Source organism: Flavobacterium amylolyticum (assembly GCF_048284335.1).
GTDB lineage: Bacteria > Bacteroidota > Bacteroidia > Flavobacteriales > Flavobacteriaceae > Flavobacterium.
Map to the genome: position 1 here is coordinate 597,436 of NZ_JBLVPG010000002.1, position 17,726 is coordinate 615,161.

13 protein-coding genes are annotated in these 17,726 nt (G+C 33.4%); 7 read left to right on the forward strand and 6 right to left on the reverse strand.

Annotation, left to right across the window (positions count from 1 at the left end):
• Positions 1–36: 36 nt before the first annotated feature.
• The 3 genes from ACNQF9_RS08790 to ACNQF9_RS08800 form a co-directional block, all read right to left on the reverse strand.
• Positions 37–375 carry a helix-turn-helix domain-containing protein gene (locus tag ACNQF9_RS08790; RefSeq protein ID WP_417990049.1) on the reverse strand — a complete coding sequence of 113 codons (339 nt, stop codon included), beginning with the start codon at positions 373–375 and terminating at the stop codon, positions 37–39.
• A 255-nt stretch (positions 376–630) separates the two neighbouring features.
• Positions 631–1,476 (reverse strand): RteC domain-containing protein, encoded by an 846-nt coding sequence (locus ACNQF9_RS08795; RefSeq protein ID WP_470303285.1) that lies wholly within the window; start codon positions 1,474–1,476, stop codon positions 631–633.
• A 128-nt stretch (positions 1,477–1,604) separates the two neighbouring features.
• Positions 1,605–1,952 (reverse strand): PLP-dependent aminotransferase family protein, encoded by a 348-nt coding sequence (locus ACNQF9_RS08800; RefSeq protein ID WP_417990051.1) that lies wholly within the window; start codon positions 1,950–1,952, stop codon positions 1,605–1,607.
• A gap of 221 nt (positions 1,953–2,173) precedes the next feature.
• On the opposite strand from ACNQF9_RS08800, the gene ACNQF9_RS08805 reads away from it, so the two are divergent.
• The 4 genes from ACNQF9_RS08805 to ACNQF9_RS08820 all read left to right on the forward strand — a co-directional run bounded on the left by ACNQF9_RS08805 (position 2,174) and on the right by ACNQF9_RS08820 (position 5,456).
• Complete coding sequence (locus ACNQF9_RS08805; protein ID WP_417990052.1) at positions 2,174–2,557, forward strand: DUF7793 family protein; 384 nt, start codon at positions 2,174–2,176, stop codon at positions 2,555–2,557.
• Between the two features lie 37 nt (positions 2,558–2,594).
• Entirely contained in the window at positions 2,595–3,515 is a 921-nt protein-coding gene (locus tag ACNQF9_RS08810) for a helix-turn-helix domain-containing protein (RefSeq protein ID WP_417990053.1), read from the forward strand.
• A gap of 88 nt (positions 3,516–3,603) precedes the next feature.
• Positions 3,604–5,088, forward strand: a complete 1,485-nt coding sequence (locus tag ACNQF9_RS08815; RefSeq protein WP_417990054.1) for a MauE/DoxX family redox-associated membrane protein — start codon at positions 3,604–3,606, stop codon at positions 5,086–5,088.
• Between the two features lie 89 nt (positions 5,089–5,177).
• Positions 5,178–5,456 (forward strand): DUF6520 family protein, encoded by a 279-nt coding sequence (locus ACNQF9_RS08820; RefSeq protein WP_417990055.1) that lies wholly within the window; start codon positions 5,178–5,180, stop codon positions 5,454–5,456.
• A gap of 42 nt (positions 5,457–5,498) precedes the next feature.
• On the opposite strand, the gene ACNQF9_RS08825 is transcribed toward ACNQF9_RS08820, so the two are convergent.
• Genes ACNQF9_RS08825 through ACNQF9_RS08835 form a run of 3 tightly spaced genes read right to left on the reverse strand, consistent with a single transcriptional unit; the run spans position 5,499 to position 12,508 of the window.
• On the reverse strand, positions 5,499–8,081 hold the full coding sequence (locus ACNQF9_RS08825; protein WP_417990056.1) for a S9 family peptidase: 2,583 nt from the start codon (positions 8,079–8,081) through the stop codon (positions 5,499–5,501).
• A 4-nt stretch (positions 8,082–8,085) separates the two neighbouring features.
• Positions 8,086–9,495: a RagB/SusD family nutrient uptake outer membrane protein gene (locus tag ACNQF9_RS08830; RefSeq protein ID WP_417990057.1), complete on the reverse strand. Its 1,410-nt coding sequence runs from the start codon at positions 9,493–9,495 to the stop codon at positions 8,086–8,088.
• 19 nt (positions 9,496–9,514) lie between these two features.
• On the reverse strand, positions 9,515–12,508 hold the full coding sequence (locus ACNQF9_RS08835; protein ID WP_417990058.1) for a SusC/RagA family TonB-linked outer membrane protein: 2,994 nt from the start codon (positions 12,506–12,508) through the stop codon (positions 9,515–9,517).
• Between the two features lie 872 nt (positions 12,509–13,380).
• Here ACNQF9_RS08835 and ACNQF9_RS08840 point away from each other — a divergent pair.
• From ACNQF9_RS08840 to ACNQF9_RS08850, 3 genes are all read left to right on the forward strand, one after another.
• Positions 13,381–13,680 carry a transcriptional regulator gene (locus tag ACNQF9_RS08840; RefSeq protein WP_417990059.1) on the forward strand — a complete coding sequence of 100 codons (300 nt, stop codon included), beginning with the start codon at positions 13,381–13,383 and terminating at the stop codon, positions 13,678–13,680.
• Between the two features lie 1,081 nt (positions 13,681–14,761).
• Positions 14,762–15,526: a phosphatase PAP2 family protein gene (locus ACNQF9_RS08845; protein ID WP_417990060.1), complete on the forward strand. Its 765-nt coding sequence runs from the start codon at positions 14,762–14,764 to the stop codon at positions 15,524–15,526.
• A gap of 8 nt (positions 15,527–15,534) precedes the next feature.
• Positions 15,535–17,724, forward strand: a complete 2,190-nt coding sequence (locus ACNQF9_RS08850) for a TonB-dependent receptor (RefSeq protein ID WP_417990061.1) — start codon at positions 15,535–15,537, stop codon at positions 17,722–17,724.
• Positions 17,725–17,726 lie beyond the last annotated feature (2 nt).

Consider the following 17,726-nt stretch of genomic DNA (forward strand, 5'->3'; position numbering starts at 1 on the left):
AATTCATTTGAAAATAGCTAGATATAAAATAGAGGTTTAGGACTTGGCATTTATTGGAACACCATGTCTCAGATTGTCTTTGCATCTGTCAAAAGGTGCATTAAAACTCTCACGAATAAACTGGTGTAAATCCGATTGTTTATAATAGATTTTGCCACTAATTGTATAGTAGGCCAGTTTACCTGAGGATCTATAGCGCTGTAAAGACCTATTACTGATTTTTAACATTTGAAGGACGTCTTGATTATCAAGCAATTCTTCGCCATCAATATTGTTTCTACTTTTTTGGACATCATTAATTTGATCATTCATTAAATCAAATCGGTCCATGATACGTTCCATCCAACTTATAAATTCCATTCTATCGATATTCATATAGATATGTTTTAATCATTTATACAAAGTTGGAAAACATTTGTACTATATTCTGCCAAGGTTAGCCAATTGAAAAGAAGATTTTTGAATTTCTAAAAAACATATAGTTAACTATTTATCAGATGATTACGTTATTCTTTTGCACGAGAAGTTTTGTGCAGAGCGAGCTTTACCAATGGGTATATATGGGTAGCTATTATAAAAAAAAACAGTATTTTAAAACACTGCTTTTAAATGAGGTAAGATTATAATTATTTATAAATCTTTATCCATATACTGCTCTAAAGAAGATTTGAGTTGGTCTAAAAATAAAGTGCGATTACCTGCACGGTCTTTCATCCGATGAAATGCATGATGAATATCTCCCAATTGGACACGAAATAATAGCTGAAAAATTAAACTGATTTTACGGATTCCGACCTTACCATTAGAAATTGCTCCGGATGCGTAAAGGGCATAAATCAATTCTATCACTGCATTTTTGGATTCTGTCCAGAAAACATCTTTGGTGGATTCGGCATTCTGTAAAGCCATACCAGGCTTGTCTACGGGATTTATTTTGATAATCAGATAATTATAAAGCAGTTCATCCGCTATAATACGGGAAACTTTGTAATCATAATAAGTAGAGAATTGAGTATCAACTTCAAAGATAAAACTGTTAAGGCCCGTATTAAGATTTATTTTTCCTAATTTAAAAAAATCGTGATCTCTGTCTGTCCGTCCAGAACGATAATATCGGTAAAAATCAGAATTGCAAATATGTTCCTTATATTCATGCTTTAGCTGCTGTAATTCACTGGAAAAATATTTATAATACATTTTTCCTGTACTCACTGGACAAGAAGTTTCTATTCTGTACATCTTGTTGTAATAGATTAACTTACCCAGTATTTGAGGTTTTATGATTCTGAAGAATTCAATTTCTTCATTTTCATCTATAAAATGATGCTCCAAAACATGGTTTTTCATACCTGATAATAAATCCTGAAGGAATTTAGTCATACGACAGGATTCGTCTATTACATGCACTGATTCCAAATTTATTTCCTGTTCTTTTTTAAGTATACTGTAGAGAGCATCTTTATAAGTGGACTGCATCATACTGTCAATATTAAAGTGAATAAGTAATCCATTTAGGTCCCATCTTTTAAGTTCGGTACTGTTTTGTTCATAATGTCATTCCGCTACATATCTTTCCGAGTGTCACTTCGTTTGCTTCAATAATTTCATTTCAGACAGCATAGTGGCTGTCTAGCAACTCGTGAAATAGCCTCTTTTTTCATTTTTTGCACTAGTTCATTGTAAAGCGGATGCGAAATATATGACTTTGAAAGTGGGAATTGTGTACCAAAATCGTTTATGGCTGCTATTGCAGCCTCTTTCAACCGAATGTCTTGTTCGAGTCCCAAGTAACCAGTTGTACCAAAATGAAACATTTCCTTTCCCTTAATTTGGATTGTCCTACCTGTCAATTTTTTGTCTTCTGCATATAGATGCAGTACTCCTTCTTTTTTTGCTCCTGATAAAACCTCATCGACTGTGTCTATGAAATTATTGTGCTTGATTTTTGCCATCTTTAAATTATTTATGTTGTTTTAAAAATTAGATTTCTAAAATTCATCATAAAAATTTAAAGTTATTTCATCTGATACCTCAATACTCCCAATATAACAAGTCAAAGTCCCAAATTGACAACTAAAACATCCAAATTGCAACAAATAATCCCAAATTGGCAAGTGACTTATTAATAGATGTTTATATTTTTGTTAAATTAGAAAAATTAAATCCATAAAACATGATTGCAGCACATGATTTTTATGAGAATGATTTCGCCAGATTTTGGATCTCTGGTGGCATTCTCTTTTTTGAATACAAACCTAATACAACTATTGATTTAAGGGTAGCCCAGTGTGTAGTAACCGATAGAATCCATTTTCAAAACGAATGTAATTATCCTATTTTATGTGATATTAGAGGTGTTGTAGCTACTGAGAAAGCTGGAAGAGATCATTTAGCACAGTCGGGCTCTATTTTGACGCAAGCAGTAGCACTAATTGTACATGAAAAAGTTTCCTTAATTATTAGTACTTTTTATGTAGAGATTAGTAAGCCTTCTGTACCCACTCAAATTTTCACTAAAGAAGATGACGCTTTAATTTATCTAAAAGGGTTTGTTTAGCGTTTAGTGTAAGATAAAAAATTAAAAGTTGAATCTTATGAATAAAACATACAACGAAGAGCGTATTGTTACAATTCATCAAATGTTATTTGAAATGGCACGTGGTAATTTCAACATGCGCATTCCTTTAAGTTCTAATGATGAAGAATTGGAAACGCTAGTTGTTTTAATTAATATGGTAGCGGAAGAAATGAAGGAGTCGATTTTTCAAATTGGTTACGTTAATACACATAAGACATTTCAATTTACAGCTTTAAGCACATTTGTTTTAGATTTCTCTTTTATAATCAAGAGCTTTACATCTGAAGTTACTTCCTTTTTGGGTCATTCCGAATCTGAGTTGATCAACCTATCTTTGGCGGATATTATTACTACAGCCTCTTTTGAACAATTTCAAGAAGTACTTGAGGCAAATAGTACTTTGCCTACAACCATTACATTAGATTTTACACCTAAAGAACATTTACCTATTTCGGTCGCCAGTAACATTGTACGGTTGGTTAATCGTTCGGAAATTATAATAAATCTGGTTACTCCTGCACGTCAAGATACTTATAGTCCTTTACTGTATGGGAATGAAAACGAGAAACATAATAAAACTCGAAAGGCAGATGCATTATTGATTCAAAAACTTTATGATTATATTTTAGCACACCTTGAAGAACCCCTTCCCTCCTTAAAGGTACTTTCTTCTAAATTTGGTACTAATGAACATAAATTAAAAGATGGTTTTCGCCATTTTTTTAAGACTAGTATTTATCAGTTTTATAATCAAGAGCGACTCAAAAGAGCTTTCTTTATGATTGAACATACTGGAATACCGTTAAAAAACATTTCTGTCATGAATGGTTTTAATAATTATCCCAATTTCTCAAAATCTTTTAAAAAACAATTTGGTTTTTCTCCGAACGAATTAAAGCGAAATGAAGTTGATTTTATTTTGGTAGACGAGGATTAAATTTATCCCTTTTAGATATCTCATACTCCCAAAAAGACAAGTGTTGTTATTTTATAATTCAGAATTTTGCTTTTAAATATAAAGCAATATGAAACTGAATATTAAATTACAAAATGTATTTTTAGAAATGGTGTGCTTCCTGTATATCATTTTGTTTACGTATGCTGCGATCAGTAAACTAATTGATTTTGAAAACTTTCAAACACAATTAGGCCAGTCTCCACTTTTAAATGCTTATGCTGCTTCTATCTCGTTTCTTGTAATTTTTGCGGAATTGGGACTAGTACTTGCTTTATCTCTGCGAGTAAGTCGAATAAAGGCCCTTTATTTATCAGTGGGCTTAATGACTGTTTTTACTACGTATATTATTTTGATTTTGAATTTTAGTTCGTTTATTCCATGCTCTTGTGGTGGAATTTTAGAAAAGTTAGGATGGACTGAACACTTGATTTTCAACCTTTTTTTCATTTTCATAGGTAGTTGTAGTCTGTTGCTTCATCAATATGATAAAAAAGGGATTATCTCACTGTTATTAATAGTAGTATCAAGTGTACTTTTCGTTGTTTTTTTATTTCTATCATCTGAGGATACTATGCAGAAGCAAAATCCATTTATTCGTCGATTTACTCCCAACGTTGCATCAAGGACTTTAACAAAAAACTTAAATAATTATGGATTTTACTTTGCCGGCCGCTCTAAAGGAAAGATCTATTTAGGAAATACAATTTCACCTTTAACTATCATTGAGTTTGACAGCACATTACAACATAAAAAACAATATTCTATTCAACTTATTCCGGATACTTTACCTTTTAGAGCCGTTAAAACAAAAATTGTGGGTGCTCATTTTTTTCTTTATGATGGTTCTATTCCTATCATTTATCGAGGTTTAGTTTCAGATTGGAAAGCTACCATTTGGGTTACCAAAAAACCTTACTTTACTACATTACAACCAATTGATTCTGCTCTTTGTATATTTAGAGGACAACAATTAGGTACTTACGAAAATATATTGGGTACCATGGCTTTAAATGACTCTTTAAAAATTAGAAAGCAAAAGCACTTATTACAAAAACAAATAGACGGTATTTTTGACACGGACGGAACCCTGACTTATAGTGAGGGTTTAAAGAAAATCGTTTACACTTATTTCTATCGAAATCAATTTATTGTAGCCGATACAGCTTTGCAACTTGTCCATCGCGTTACGACTATTGATACCACTACCAAAGCTAAACTAAAAGTAGTCAGAGTCAAAAAATCAGGGGATAGTAAACTTGCAGCTCCGCCTTATACTGTTAATTTACGAAGTGCTGCCTTTAATCAACTTTTGTTCAATCAATCAGGGCTTCGTGGTCGTTATGAAAGTAAAAAAAATTGGAACTATGCATCTATAATTGACGTTTATGATATTACCAATAAAATCTATTTATTCAGTTTCTACATCTACCACGAAAATAAAATGAAAATGAGTGATTTATTGATAACTGAAAAGGCCTTGTATGCAATAGTAGGACATCAAATTGTAAAATATACTTTTGGAGCCCCAATTTTTACGCAACTAAAAAAATAAAATTAAAGATATACTGGCCAGTATCAGGGGTAAGATCGAAAACCTGTAGAAAAGAGTAGATCGAAATAATAATTATTAATTTTTTTATTATGAAAACAGATTTTTTAAAATTGATGGTGCTTCCAATGGTAGCATTCTCATTGGCTAGTGCTGCTGCTGTAACCACTAGTACGACTAAAGAAAGCCAAACGGCTACGGCAATTATTAATGGTTATATCCATTCACCACTCCCTTCCAGTTGTAAACTGGTAAACGTAGATTGCGATGTTACTGGAAATGCTTTTTGTATGAGTGGTTCTTCACAAGTATTCGATAAAGATAGTGAAACGACTTGTTCTACGCCGCTTTTTAGAACTGTTAATCCGTAGATTAACGAATAAGTGCAGTTTATTCAAACTGCACTTATTTTTTTATTCCTTTAAATATTGGTCAAACCAATCTGTAATTCGTTTTGTAAGGTCCATTTTATTCTCCTTGATCACAATTACATGCTGGTCTTTTGGATATACCAATAAAACATTCTTTTTCTTGGCTCTCCTCAATGCATTATAAAAAAGTAAACTCTGTTCGTAGGGTAAATTAGTCTCCATTTTACCCACCCAAGACAGTAATGGTGTAGTAACATTATCTGCATAAAGTATTGGTGAATTTTTTAGGTACAACTCTTTGTCTTCAAAAATAGATTTTCCTATTCTCCATTGTTGCGTTTCACTTCGCCATAATTCTGGGATATTGAGGCTTTTTGAGTTACTAAAATACCAACTCACCATGTCTGAAATTGCTGCACCCGATACTGCCGCCGCGAAAATTTTCGATTTTGTAATGATGTAATTTGTTTCATAACCTCCGAAAGAATGCCCTATTAAGCCAATATACTTGGTGTCAATCATTCCTGTTTTTACAACTGCATTGTTTGCAGCAACAACACAATCCAGTGCACTATTTCCAGTTTCTCCTTCATAATATTTCACATCAGGCATTAGTATAAAATAATTCCGTTGCACAAAATGTTTTACATTAAAACCGGTATCGTTGTATAAAGTCGGAATGTAATATTCATACAATGAGTTAGTGATTTGCGAGTACACATTGATTATCATCGGATATTTTTTGCCTACTTCATAATTTACTGGATAATACAATAATCCTTGCAGTTTGTCTCCTTTTGAATTCGAAAATGAAATTAGTTCTACCTTTCCTTGATTAAAGTTTTTATCATGGGTATTGCTTTCAAAAAGAACCTTATTTACACCGTTTTTAAATGATACAATTCTTGGAGACTCATTATGCGATTGTTCTCGATAGACATAGACTTCATTATTGGCTCTACGCAATTCATCTGATTTTGTATCATTATTTGCTACTGGAATTAAAGCGTTGGAAGTCGAAATTAATTTGAATTGTTGTGCTTTAGTAGTCGCATTTCTTGATGAAACGATTAAATTATTAGTCGCATTAATTTCAGTTAATGCCCAACCATTATAATTATCATTTCCTATTTGCTTGATGTTTGAACCATCTACAGTGAAGTAAGTATCGCTTTCTTGTCCGTTTGTAATGCGTTTTAGTTTATTTGTTTTGATGTCAAATTTAAAAATATCAAACTCATCTTGTACCAAAAGGTATTCTCCATCATCACTCCATCCTTTCATTCCAAAAACATGTGGTCTTGTTATGTACTTTAAATCATTTGAAACCCATTCGGAACCTGTAGGTGGCACAATTGACACCGTAGATTGTGTTTTTATATTGTATAGCCACCAATTTTTATCTTTAAAATAGCATATGTACGCTCCATTTGGGGAAAAAGACAATAAGTAATTTTCGCCAGGTTGCTTTTCTAAAAATAGCTTTTTGGTACCATCAGCCAGATTGTACAAAAAATAGTCAACCTCACCATAGCGCTTAAAATGAGGTGCATATTCCGTTGGATTATAAAGTAATGCAACTGATTTACTGCCGTTAAGCTGTACAAAAGGAAGTTCTTTATTTGTAATTGTTTTCCACCGATTTTCTTCAATAAACCAAACCGATAAAGTGGAGTACCCCTCAAGATTTTCCCTGCTTGCTTTTGGATAAATCCATAAATCTTCTGTATCCCAAACCTCGACATCGTCTTTTTTTGGTATTGCCTCTTCTTTGAGTTTTGCGATTCCAAAAAATACCCTTTTACCATCACTTGAAATTTTGAAAGATTTTGTGGTAACAATTTCATGCTTTTCTGGAAAATTTGAGAATGATTTTGGTCCAAATGTTTGAATACTGTTATCTTGGGTTTTGTAGAAATTCAGTTTTGTGCTTTCCCCATTGATGCCCTCTTCGAGCCAAAAAACACCTTTTCCATATTCTGCTAATGTAAGTCCAGATAATTTGTGTGGCGTTGTGTGATATTCTGTTTTTTGGTTTGTCCTAAGATTTATTGTTCCGAAACTACTTTTCCCATTATTGTTAGTGAGATAAGTAAGGATATCGTTAGACTGGTCCAATTGGTATTCTGTTACATTTGAAAGTTGGATGATTTCTTTATTTTTTATGGTCCTTACCATTAATTCCCCATCATTGGAATAGCTCACAATAATTTTCCCACTGTTGGCAAATTCAAAAGCAGCACTATTCGCTATAACAGAACTTTCACTATTTTCTAAGTTGGTTACTATTACTTTATCTCCTTGAAAGGCACCAAATGCAATTTCACCGCCAAATTTGCCTTGTGTTCCTAGTGGAAAACTAAATCCAATATTTTTCTGCGTATGTTTTACAAATAATGTATCTGAACCATTGCTGTACTGCATATCAAATGATATCCAGTTTCCTTTCTGGGAAATAGCTCTGTTTTCTAATTTGCCCCACCTTTCATACTCTGCTTCAGCAATGTTCTTTTTGGAATTATCCTGCCCGTAAATAGAGCCGGATATTACTATCCAAAATGACAAAATTGTTTTTTTACAAGAATAACTGAAAGCGATAGTACTAGTGTTTTTTAATAGCTTCATAACTTTAATATCCTGTGTTTTGCGGTTGTAAATTTGGATTTGCATTCAATTCTAGCTCTGGAATAGGCCACAAAATATCTGAACTGTTCCAACCTGGTTTTGAAACAGATAGTATTCCATCGACTGTTCCACTGCGCTTTAAATCAAAAAAGCGATGCCCATGTTCAGTAAAAAACTCAAATCTTCGTTGTTTTTGAATTTCAGACAAAATTTCAGTGGCGATAGATGATGTAGTTATTGGTAAGCCTGCGGTGGTTCTTATTTTATTTAAATCCTCTTTTGCGCCTGCAAAATCGCCTAGTTTTGCTCTTGCCTCGGCTCTAATCAAATATTGTTCTGCTAAACGCAACACAATAGAATATTCCTGCGAACTTGTTGTTGCTATACGTAGTTTGTATTTATTGGGATGATACCAAGTATGTAGTCCGGTGGTAACTGACTTTGTCCAATTCACTTTGCGTTGGTCGCCTGTTTCAAATGCATTCATAAAATCGGCACGAAGCGCACAAACTGGTGGCGGTCCTGATACGAAAATAAAAGTTGTACCATCATTACTGTTTCGTACCGCTGTTGCTGATGCTAATTGCCAAATAGTAGTTTTACTATTTCTTAGAAAAATTTTGTTTAAATCCGTTTCCCAAGCATAAAGCGGACTATTGATAACCGTAGTTGCTTCATTTGCTGCTTCTGTATTTTTATTCCTGTATAGATATACTCTGGCCAGCATGGCTTTGGCCACCATTTTATTGGGTTTGGCACGATCCGAAGAACTATAATTTTCAGGCAATCTAGAACTGGCACTTTCTAAATCCTTCGCGATTGCAGCATATACTTCATCCGCAGAACTGCGCGTAACTTTTCTATTAATTTCATAATTGGTTCCTGTAATATAGGGGATGCTACCATAAATTTGCAACAGATAAAAATGCACTATAGCACGAACAAATAGTGCTTCACCCAACACTCTGTTTTTAACCGCAATAGGCAACCCAGTCGAATTTTCAACACCTTGAATAACCGAATTTGCGTTATATATTTGACTATAGCTTGAAGTCCAAAGTGACGCCACAGTAGCATTGTCAGCTGTAAGCGCATTGTTGTAAATAGGTAGGGAAATTGTAGAGTTGGTGTAATCTTGTAATTCATCAGCGTACAATCCCATTCTAACTGATACACCAGTAGGTAATCCAGATAGGATGCCGCCGTCACGAAGTTGTGCATAGATTTGTGCCATTGCTGCATTTGCTGTCAATTCACTTTCAAAAACTGTAGTTCCTGTAAGCTGAGAATTAGGTAATGGAACCTCTACAAAATCACTACAGGAACTTGAAAAAAGTATCAGTGCCAAAACCAAAAGAATGCGATAGACCTGGAATGGCTTTGTTAGTACTGTTATAAATTGTAAATTTTTCATATTACTATTTTTTTGAGGATTAAAAGTTTAATGTCATTCCGCCACTGATCACTTTTAGCGGAGGGAGGAATCCTGAGAACTTAAACTCGGGATCACCTGCTTTATAGGATGTAAATGTCAGCAGGTTTTGACCTTGAATAAAAAGTTTACATTTTACATTAGTGTTCGTTTGTAACGGAATATCATAGGAAAGTGAAATATTTTTTAGTCTGATAAAAGAGCCGTCTGTAATTACGGCATCACTTTCTATGTACCTATAATACGTGCTTACCGCTGCACCATTTAGTCCCGTAGTGTGCAGTTGCGAACTGCTTTGATCCCCAATTTGCTGCCAAGCATCACCACTAGTGTTGCTTTGGTTTACTTGACCACCTCCCGGAACATTTGAAATGTAATCGTAATTGTCTCTTTTTACGAACTGCAATAAAAAATCCAATTGCCAATTTTTATAGTCCAATTGGTTTTGAATGCCTCCAAAATATTTAGGAGATAAATCCTTGCTAATTTGCTTATCAGCTGCTGTTATGCTTCCATCCCCATTTAAATCTTCAAAATCGTATAATCCTGTTTGTGGATTAACACCTTTGCTCTGGTATAATTTTACAATATCAATCGATTGTCCAATCACATACCGATTTGCAAAAGTGGAACCTGAAAGATTTGGGAAAGAAAGTAGTTTATTTTTTGCAACGGCCACATTGAAGTTCGTTGACCATTTAAAAGAATTTGCATCCACATTTAATGTTCTTACGGAAAATTCAAAACCTGAATTTTCAACGGTAGCATCAAGATTCGCATTCAATGACAAGAAACCTGTTGTAGCTGGCATAGGAATACCCACCAATTGATCCGACGAACGATTCCTATAAAATGCTAGCGTGCTAAAAATTCTGTCTTTAAAAAAACCAGTTTCTAAAGCTAATTCTAGTTTACGATTGGTTTCCCATCCAAAATCGGCATTATAAAGTCGTGTAGGTTGTAACCCAATTATGCCCTGATAATTTGCACCAGTTGTACCGTAGGTATCATAAAACTGATAATCTCCAATTTGATCATTGCCCGTAGTTCCATAACTAAAACGGAGTTTTCCAAAATTCATTTTACTATTTTCTGGATTGAATTTTTCTTTGCTAAAAATCCATGCAGCACCAATAGCACCAAAATTAGCATATTGTTTGCCTGGTCCAAATCGGCTGGAGCCATCCCGACGACCTGTAAAGTTTAAAAAGTATTTTTCGTTGTAACTGTAATTGATGCGACCAAAAAAAGCTTGATAACGGTATAAAAAAGTATCGCTATTGGTTGTGTTTTTTGTAATCGCAGAAGCTAAGTTATTAATCAGATTGTTGTTTGCAAAACCAATACCCGATTGGAATAGGCGTTCTGTGCGTTGCTGCTGGCTTGTCATCCCCAGTAGTATATCAAATTTGTGGTTTCCAAAATTTTTGAAACCTCTTAGTTGTGGCTCTATAATCCATGATTGTCTGCTGGTAAGGTTTAAGTACATTAAGGAATTGTCACTCCCAACTTCGTAAACGGGATTGTAAATGGTAGATGGTATCGTTCGAACTTCTTTGGTTTTTAAATCGGTAAAACCAAAGTTTGATTTTATTTCTAAACCTGGAATTAGTTCATAAGACAACACACTGTTGGCTACTAAGTCATTGGTGTTAGCACGGTAGGTGCTTTTTAGGGGTGCCAAAGGATTTTCGAAGGTGTCATTTTCCCAATTCAGATTTCCATTTGAATCGTAGAGTGCGGGAGCGTTTGGTGCCAAATAACGCGCTGTTAAAGTCAAATCTGTAGCTGCTTGTAGATTATCTTGTGCCGTGTAATTTCCCGAAAAAGAGATTTTGAATTTCTTATCTAAAGAAGTGTGGTTAATTGAGCTAAGAATCCCTCCTTTAATGTACCTGAAATCTCCCGGAAGGACTGTTCCCTCGGTTCTGTAATTCCCACTAATCAAGAATTGCGTCGTTTCACTACCACCAGAAATACTGGTTCTAAAGTCATTGATTGTTGCTGAACCACCTAATAATTCCTTTTGCCAATTGGTATATCGAGTTTGATCCCAAGCTCCATTTACATCATAATCCGTATCCGATATTGGAATTCCATCATTGATAAATGCTTGTTTACGCATCGACAGATACTGCTGCGTATTCATCAGATCTACAAATTTAGTCGCTGTACCAGCGGCTGTTGAGGCAGTTATTGAAATGTTTGTTTTGCCTGATTTTCCTTTTTTTCGAGTAATTAAGACCACACCATTTGCTCCTCTCGAGCCATAAATTGCAGTCGCATCGGCATCTTTTAATACTTCGATGCTTTCAATGTCATTGGGGTTAATACTGTTGAGCGGACTGGCTTGGCTTGGTAATGCCGTTGAAGTGTTCGTACTTCCTATGGACTCGTTTGAATAGGGAACTCCATCAATAATGTATAATGGTTCATTACCATCAAGGCGAATGCTGTTGCGACCTCTAATTTTAATTTGGAAACCACCGCCGGGAGTTCCCCCATCTTGAATGATATTGACACCTGCCATTCTTCCTTGCATTGCAGCTAGTACATTTGTAACTGGCTGCTTATCGATGTCTTTTGCAGTTATTCTTACAATACTACCGGTTTGCTCTTTCTCTTTAATAGAATAATATCCGGCATTTATTACGATTTCTTTTAAAGTCGTTGCATCTTCAGTCAATTTTACATTTATAGTTGCTTGATTTGTAACTACAATTTGCATCGTTTTATAGCCTAGATAGGAGAAAACCAAAACATCATTCTCAGCAGCTAGTATGGTGTAATTTCCATTTTCATCAGAAAATGCTGTTGTAGGCTTGTCGTTAACCTTGATGGTTACGCCGGGAAATGTGCCGGTATCATCGGTAATCTTACCTTTGATAGATCGTGTTTGAGCATTTAATCCTGTTATGAAGCACAGGAAAAGGATGCAGTACAGTTTGGACAGTTGTGTTGTTGTCCAAAACTTCAAAAATGATTTTTTTTTCATACTTTTGAATTGGTTAAATGAGACTTCGGTTTAGTTTGCTTTGGTCCTCTATTCGTCCGCCAAGAAGAGTTAGAGGGCCTTTTTTTTGTGATTAGCCTCGATAGCACTAAGGCATAGATTTTATTTTTCAAGTCATAGGCATTATCAGTATTTTATTAGGTGTTGTCACATCGAAGCAAGCTGTGTGATGTGAAAATAAATAGCCGTTTTTCTTAGTTGTTGCCTTTTAAATAAGATAATCGCAACCAGTAATCCAACAAATTATCAGTGTAATTAAAGCTAGAATTAAAGTAGCTTTTAAAGTTTTATAGTATTTCATCTATTCGTTGTTTGTTTACTGTTTTTCAATTTATTATTTTGATTTTCGCTATTGCTGTTACCACAGATCTTGAAAGCACTCTTTTTTGGGTGCAAAGGCTTTTGAATTTATATTGTATTTTTTAGGAAAGTACACTGCCGTTGCCAGTTGCAGCCAAACGTAGGCAGTGCGTTTCCAAACAAACTAATTCAATTAATTAATTAATTGATTTACGATACTGTAAAAAAGAAGATTTGCTAAGAATAAAAGGGAGTAACTTTTGCGCATAAAAAATGGCATGGAACTCAGCTTACTGCCTTAGAGGTACTGGTATACCTGGGAACAATAAGTGAGCCCACGCCATGGGACGTGAGCATCAAACTTATTATTTCGTTCCTTTTAAAATTACCAGTTTTCTAAGACGAAATTCAAAGCGAATGCTTCAAATATTTTATATGAAGAATCGCAAAAATACATTACATATTTGTATTAATATAACAAATATAACAAAATACTTTTAAACGCGCACTAAAGTACGCACTATTTTTTGATCATTGACTTTTCTTTGCTAAAAATGACAGAGACTAACAACATTATTTGTAACTATATTTTCAATAACTGGATTAAATCTTATAAATCTCAGAGGTCTTTTGCATTGGATCATAATATTGAAGAAAGCATAGTTAGAAAAATTAAAAACACTTCGCTTAATATCGAAGGTTCAAATTATAATATTCCTGTAAATACTCTTAAAAAAATTTGCGAATCAAGAAATATCAAGCTTTCTGAGTTTTTTAAATTAATTGAAGAACAATCTGGTTCTAAGACTAATGATGATTTTGTTTTGAAAACAAACACAAAAAAAGATGCGTAAGCATCTTTTCCCGTTTTTAGCGATACGGAATACTTGTCAATTAGGAATTAAAACTTGCCAAAAACGGTGGAATTGATTTGATGCTAAAAAAGTAGCTCTTTATACGTTCTACATTTGAGGAATGGAATGTTATGAAATTATAAAATTTATTGGGGTTTTGTTTTTATGTCTTTATCTGAGAGGTAAAATTTATAAGTCTAGGAGAAATAGTCACTAAAACGACAGCTGGAAGAGTAGGGATAAGAAGTAAAAGATACTGAGATGGACCTAACCCAAAAATGTGGACGTTTAACCTAATCCTTCATTTATGAATTACAGTCAATTTGCCAACAAAATAATATTATTGTTTGTACATTTGCAACGATGAAAGGATACATTAAAATATTACTTCTACTTTTGATATCTTGTTGCTATGTCAACACGGTATTTGAATTTTCGGATACCGAGGAGAAGGCTAATTTTGAAAATGAAAGCCATACTTATATCCAAAAATTTGATAATGAGTCATTTTCAAATAGTATAACACAAAGTATTCCGCATTGCGACATTAATTTTAACACCCCAATACAATTCCATTTAAGTGCAATTACACCTGCATCTAAATGCAATTCATTCTACAAAAGTTCTTTCTTTCCAAAGCGGAATAAGCTTTTTATTCTGTATTCTTCTTACTTGATTTGATGAATTTCTGATTTGACTTTTTTAGGCAATTGCTACGCAGTTGTCTGTTTTACTATTTCAAACAATTCTATTTAAATCCAAGAAAAAAAATATTCATTCTTTTGCTATTTCCTTTTTAACAACAGCCCAAAATACTTTTAAAGCAATCATCAAAATAAAAAAACAAAAGAGGCAATTACGAATGTTTCTGTATTTTTAGAGGGAACTCAAAAAGGTTCTATCTCCGATGAAAAAGGATTTGTAATAATCGAAAATATTCCCAACGGAAAGCAAACCATTGTTTTAATCCTATTGGTTATAGTAAAAAAGAGAAAACTATTACATTCCCTCAAAATGATAACATTGAAATATTTTAGAACCAATAGAGTGTAAACATAGCATTCTAATTAAACTAAAAAAAATGAAAACATTGAAACAAAACATAATTTTACTTATTATACTTTTAACTACAATTTCTTTAACCGCTCAAGAAGTAGTTAAAAAGGATAGTATCAAACAAAATTTAAAATTCAATTACAAGCAACTTATTATTCCAACTTTTTTAATTAGTTATGGAGCTATAGGTATTGAGAAAATCGACTACCTAAAAGAATTAAATTTTGAAATTAGGGAAGAAGTTATAAACGATATTGACAGAAGAACCACTTTGGATGATTTCTCACAATATGCTCCTGCTTTAACAGTTTACGCATTAAATAACTTAGGAATACAAGGAAAGAATAACTTAAAAGACAGAAGTGTTATTTTAGCTACATCTTTTTTATTAGTTTTTACTTCCGTAACAGCATTAAAACGCATTACAAACATTGAACGTCCGGATGGTTCTTCATATTCTTTTCCATCAGGACATACTGCGACCGCTTTTGCTGGTGCCGAGTTTCTTTGGCAAGAGTACAAAGACAAATCTATCTGGTACGGAATTTCAGGTTATGCTGTCGCAACTGCAACTGGTCTTTTTAGAATAACTAATAATAAACATTGGCTTACAGATGTTGCCGCAGGTGCAGGCATAGGAATACTAAGTACTAAAATTGCTTATTGGTTAAATCCGTATATTAAAAGAAAAATATTCAAATCGCCTGGAGAGAAAAAAACAGTGTCAATGATAGCTCCTTTTTATAATGGTAAAGAAATCGGATTAGGGCTACTAGTAAATTTAAAATAAACATACAAATGAAAAACGCAACAAGTAATAAACATAAAATTCTATTTATAATATTCTTTCTTTTAAATCTAAATTTAATTTTTGCACAGAACACCTTAAAGGCAATCATCAAAAATGAAAAAACAAAAGAAACAATTACGAATGTTTCCGTATTTTTAGAAGGAAATAAAAACGCTTCTGTCCCAGACGAAAATGGATTAGTAATAATAGAAAATATACCTGATGGAAAGCAGACTATTATTTTTGATGCTATCGGATATCGAAAAAAAGAAAAAACTTTACTATTTCCTCTAAATGATGCCATAGAGATATTCTTAGAACCAACAGCGGAAGAATTGGAAGAAGTTAAAGTTACTTCTACAACAAGAAGCAGCCGAACAATCAAAAATATCCCTACACGGATCGAAACGATTGCATCGGGCGAATTAGACGAAAAATCCTCAATGCAACCAGGGAATATCAAAATGTTACTTACCGAAAGTACCGGAATTCAAACGCAACAAACCTCCCAAGTTTCGGGAAGTGCAAGCATTAGAATTCAAGGATTAGATGGGAAGTATACACAACTTTTACAAGACGGATTTCCTTTATATTCGGGTTTCGCAAGTGGTTTGAGCATTTTACAAATTCCACCTTTGAATTTAAAACGCGTAGAAGTAATCAAAGGTTCCACTTCAACACTTTATGGCGGCGGAGCCATTGCGGGATTGATAAACTTGATTACAAAAGAACCAACCGACACAAGAGAAATTTCATTTTTGGCAAATATAAATCAAACACAGGCATTGGATTTAAGCGGTTTTTATGCTGAAAAATACAAGAAATCCGGGCTTACAATTTATGCTTCAAGTAATTCTCAAAAAGCATACGATGTGAATAACGATGGGTTTTCGGATATTCCAAAATTCAACAGATATACCATAAGTCCAAAATTTTTCTATTATCCAAATGAAAAAATAACATTTAGCTTAGGTGTTAACGCAGGATTTGAAAAACGAATTGGTGGAGATATGCAAGTAATAGACAACAAATCAGATGCTACGCATACGTTTTTTGAGCGAAATAACAGTAATCGATATTCGATACAGGCAAAATTTGAAAAAACATTTGACAATAAAAATATGTTGACAATTAAAAATAGTGTTGGATATTTTAACCGAAAAATAGAAAAACAAACTTATAATTTTGAAGGGCAACAGGTAGCCACTTTTACAGAAGCCAATTATCTGATTCCAAACGAAAAATCAGAATGGAATTTGGGAGCCAATTTAGTTTCGGATAATTTCAAACAAATTAATTTAGTCGCAGACAAATTAGATTATTACAATGCTACATTTGGTATTTTTGCTCAAAATAATTTGAACATAACCGAAAAATTTATTTTGGAAAGCGGTTTACGTTTAGACATTTCAAACAGAAGCAATGTTTTTGTTTTGCCTCGTTTGTCAATATTGTATAAGATCAACGAAAAATTATCTTCACGATTTGGCGGTGGTTTAGGTTACAAATCACCAACCATTTTCTCGGAAGAAACCGAAGAAAAAGCATTTCAAAATATAAATTCACTTGACTTTTCAAAAATCAATCCTGAAAAATCGTATGGATTAAATGCTGATGTCAATTACAAAACTACCATTTTTGACGAAGTAAGTTTTGCCGTTAATCAAATGTTTTTTTACACCATTATCAAAAACCCGTTAGTTCTTAATCCAGTTCCTTCGACGGTTAATTATGCCTTTGAAAATGCCAACGGAAATATAGAAACCAAAGGTTTTGAAACAAACGTAAAACTTCGTTTTGAGGATATTTCTTGTTACATTGGTTACACTTACATTGATGCACAAAGAAATTTTGATAATAATTCAATAGTAAATCCATTAACGGCAAAACACAGAATAAATGCAAACTTAATGTATGAATGGGAAGAAAAATTGCGTATTGCTTACGAGGTTTTTTATGTTGGAAATCAGTATTTGACAAACAACGAAAAAGTAAGGGATTATTGGGTTATGGGAGTGTCAGGAGAATACAAATTTAAGTATTTCAGCATATTTTTAAATCTTGAAAACTTTTTGGACAGCCGACAATCGAAATGGGACAATATGTATTCGGGAACAATTCAAAATCCAAAATTTAGAGAAGTTTACACACCAACAGATGGATTTATATTAAACGGAGGAATTAAAATTAAGCTGTAAAA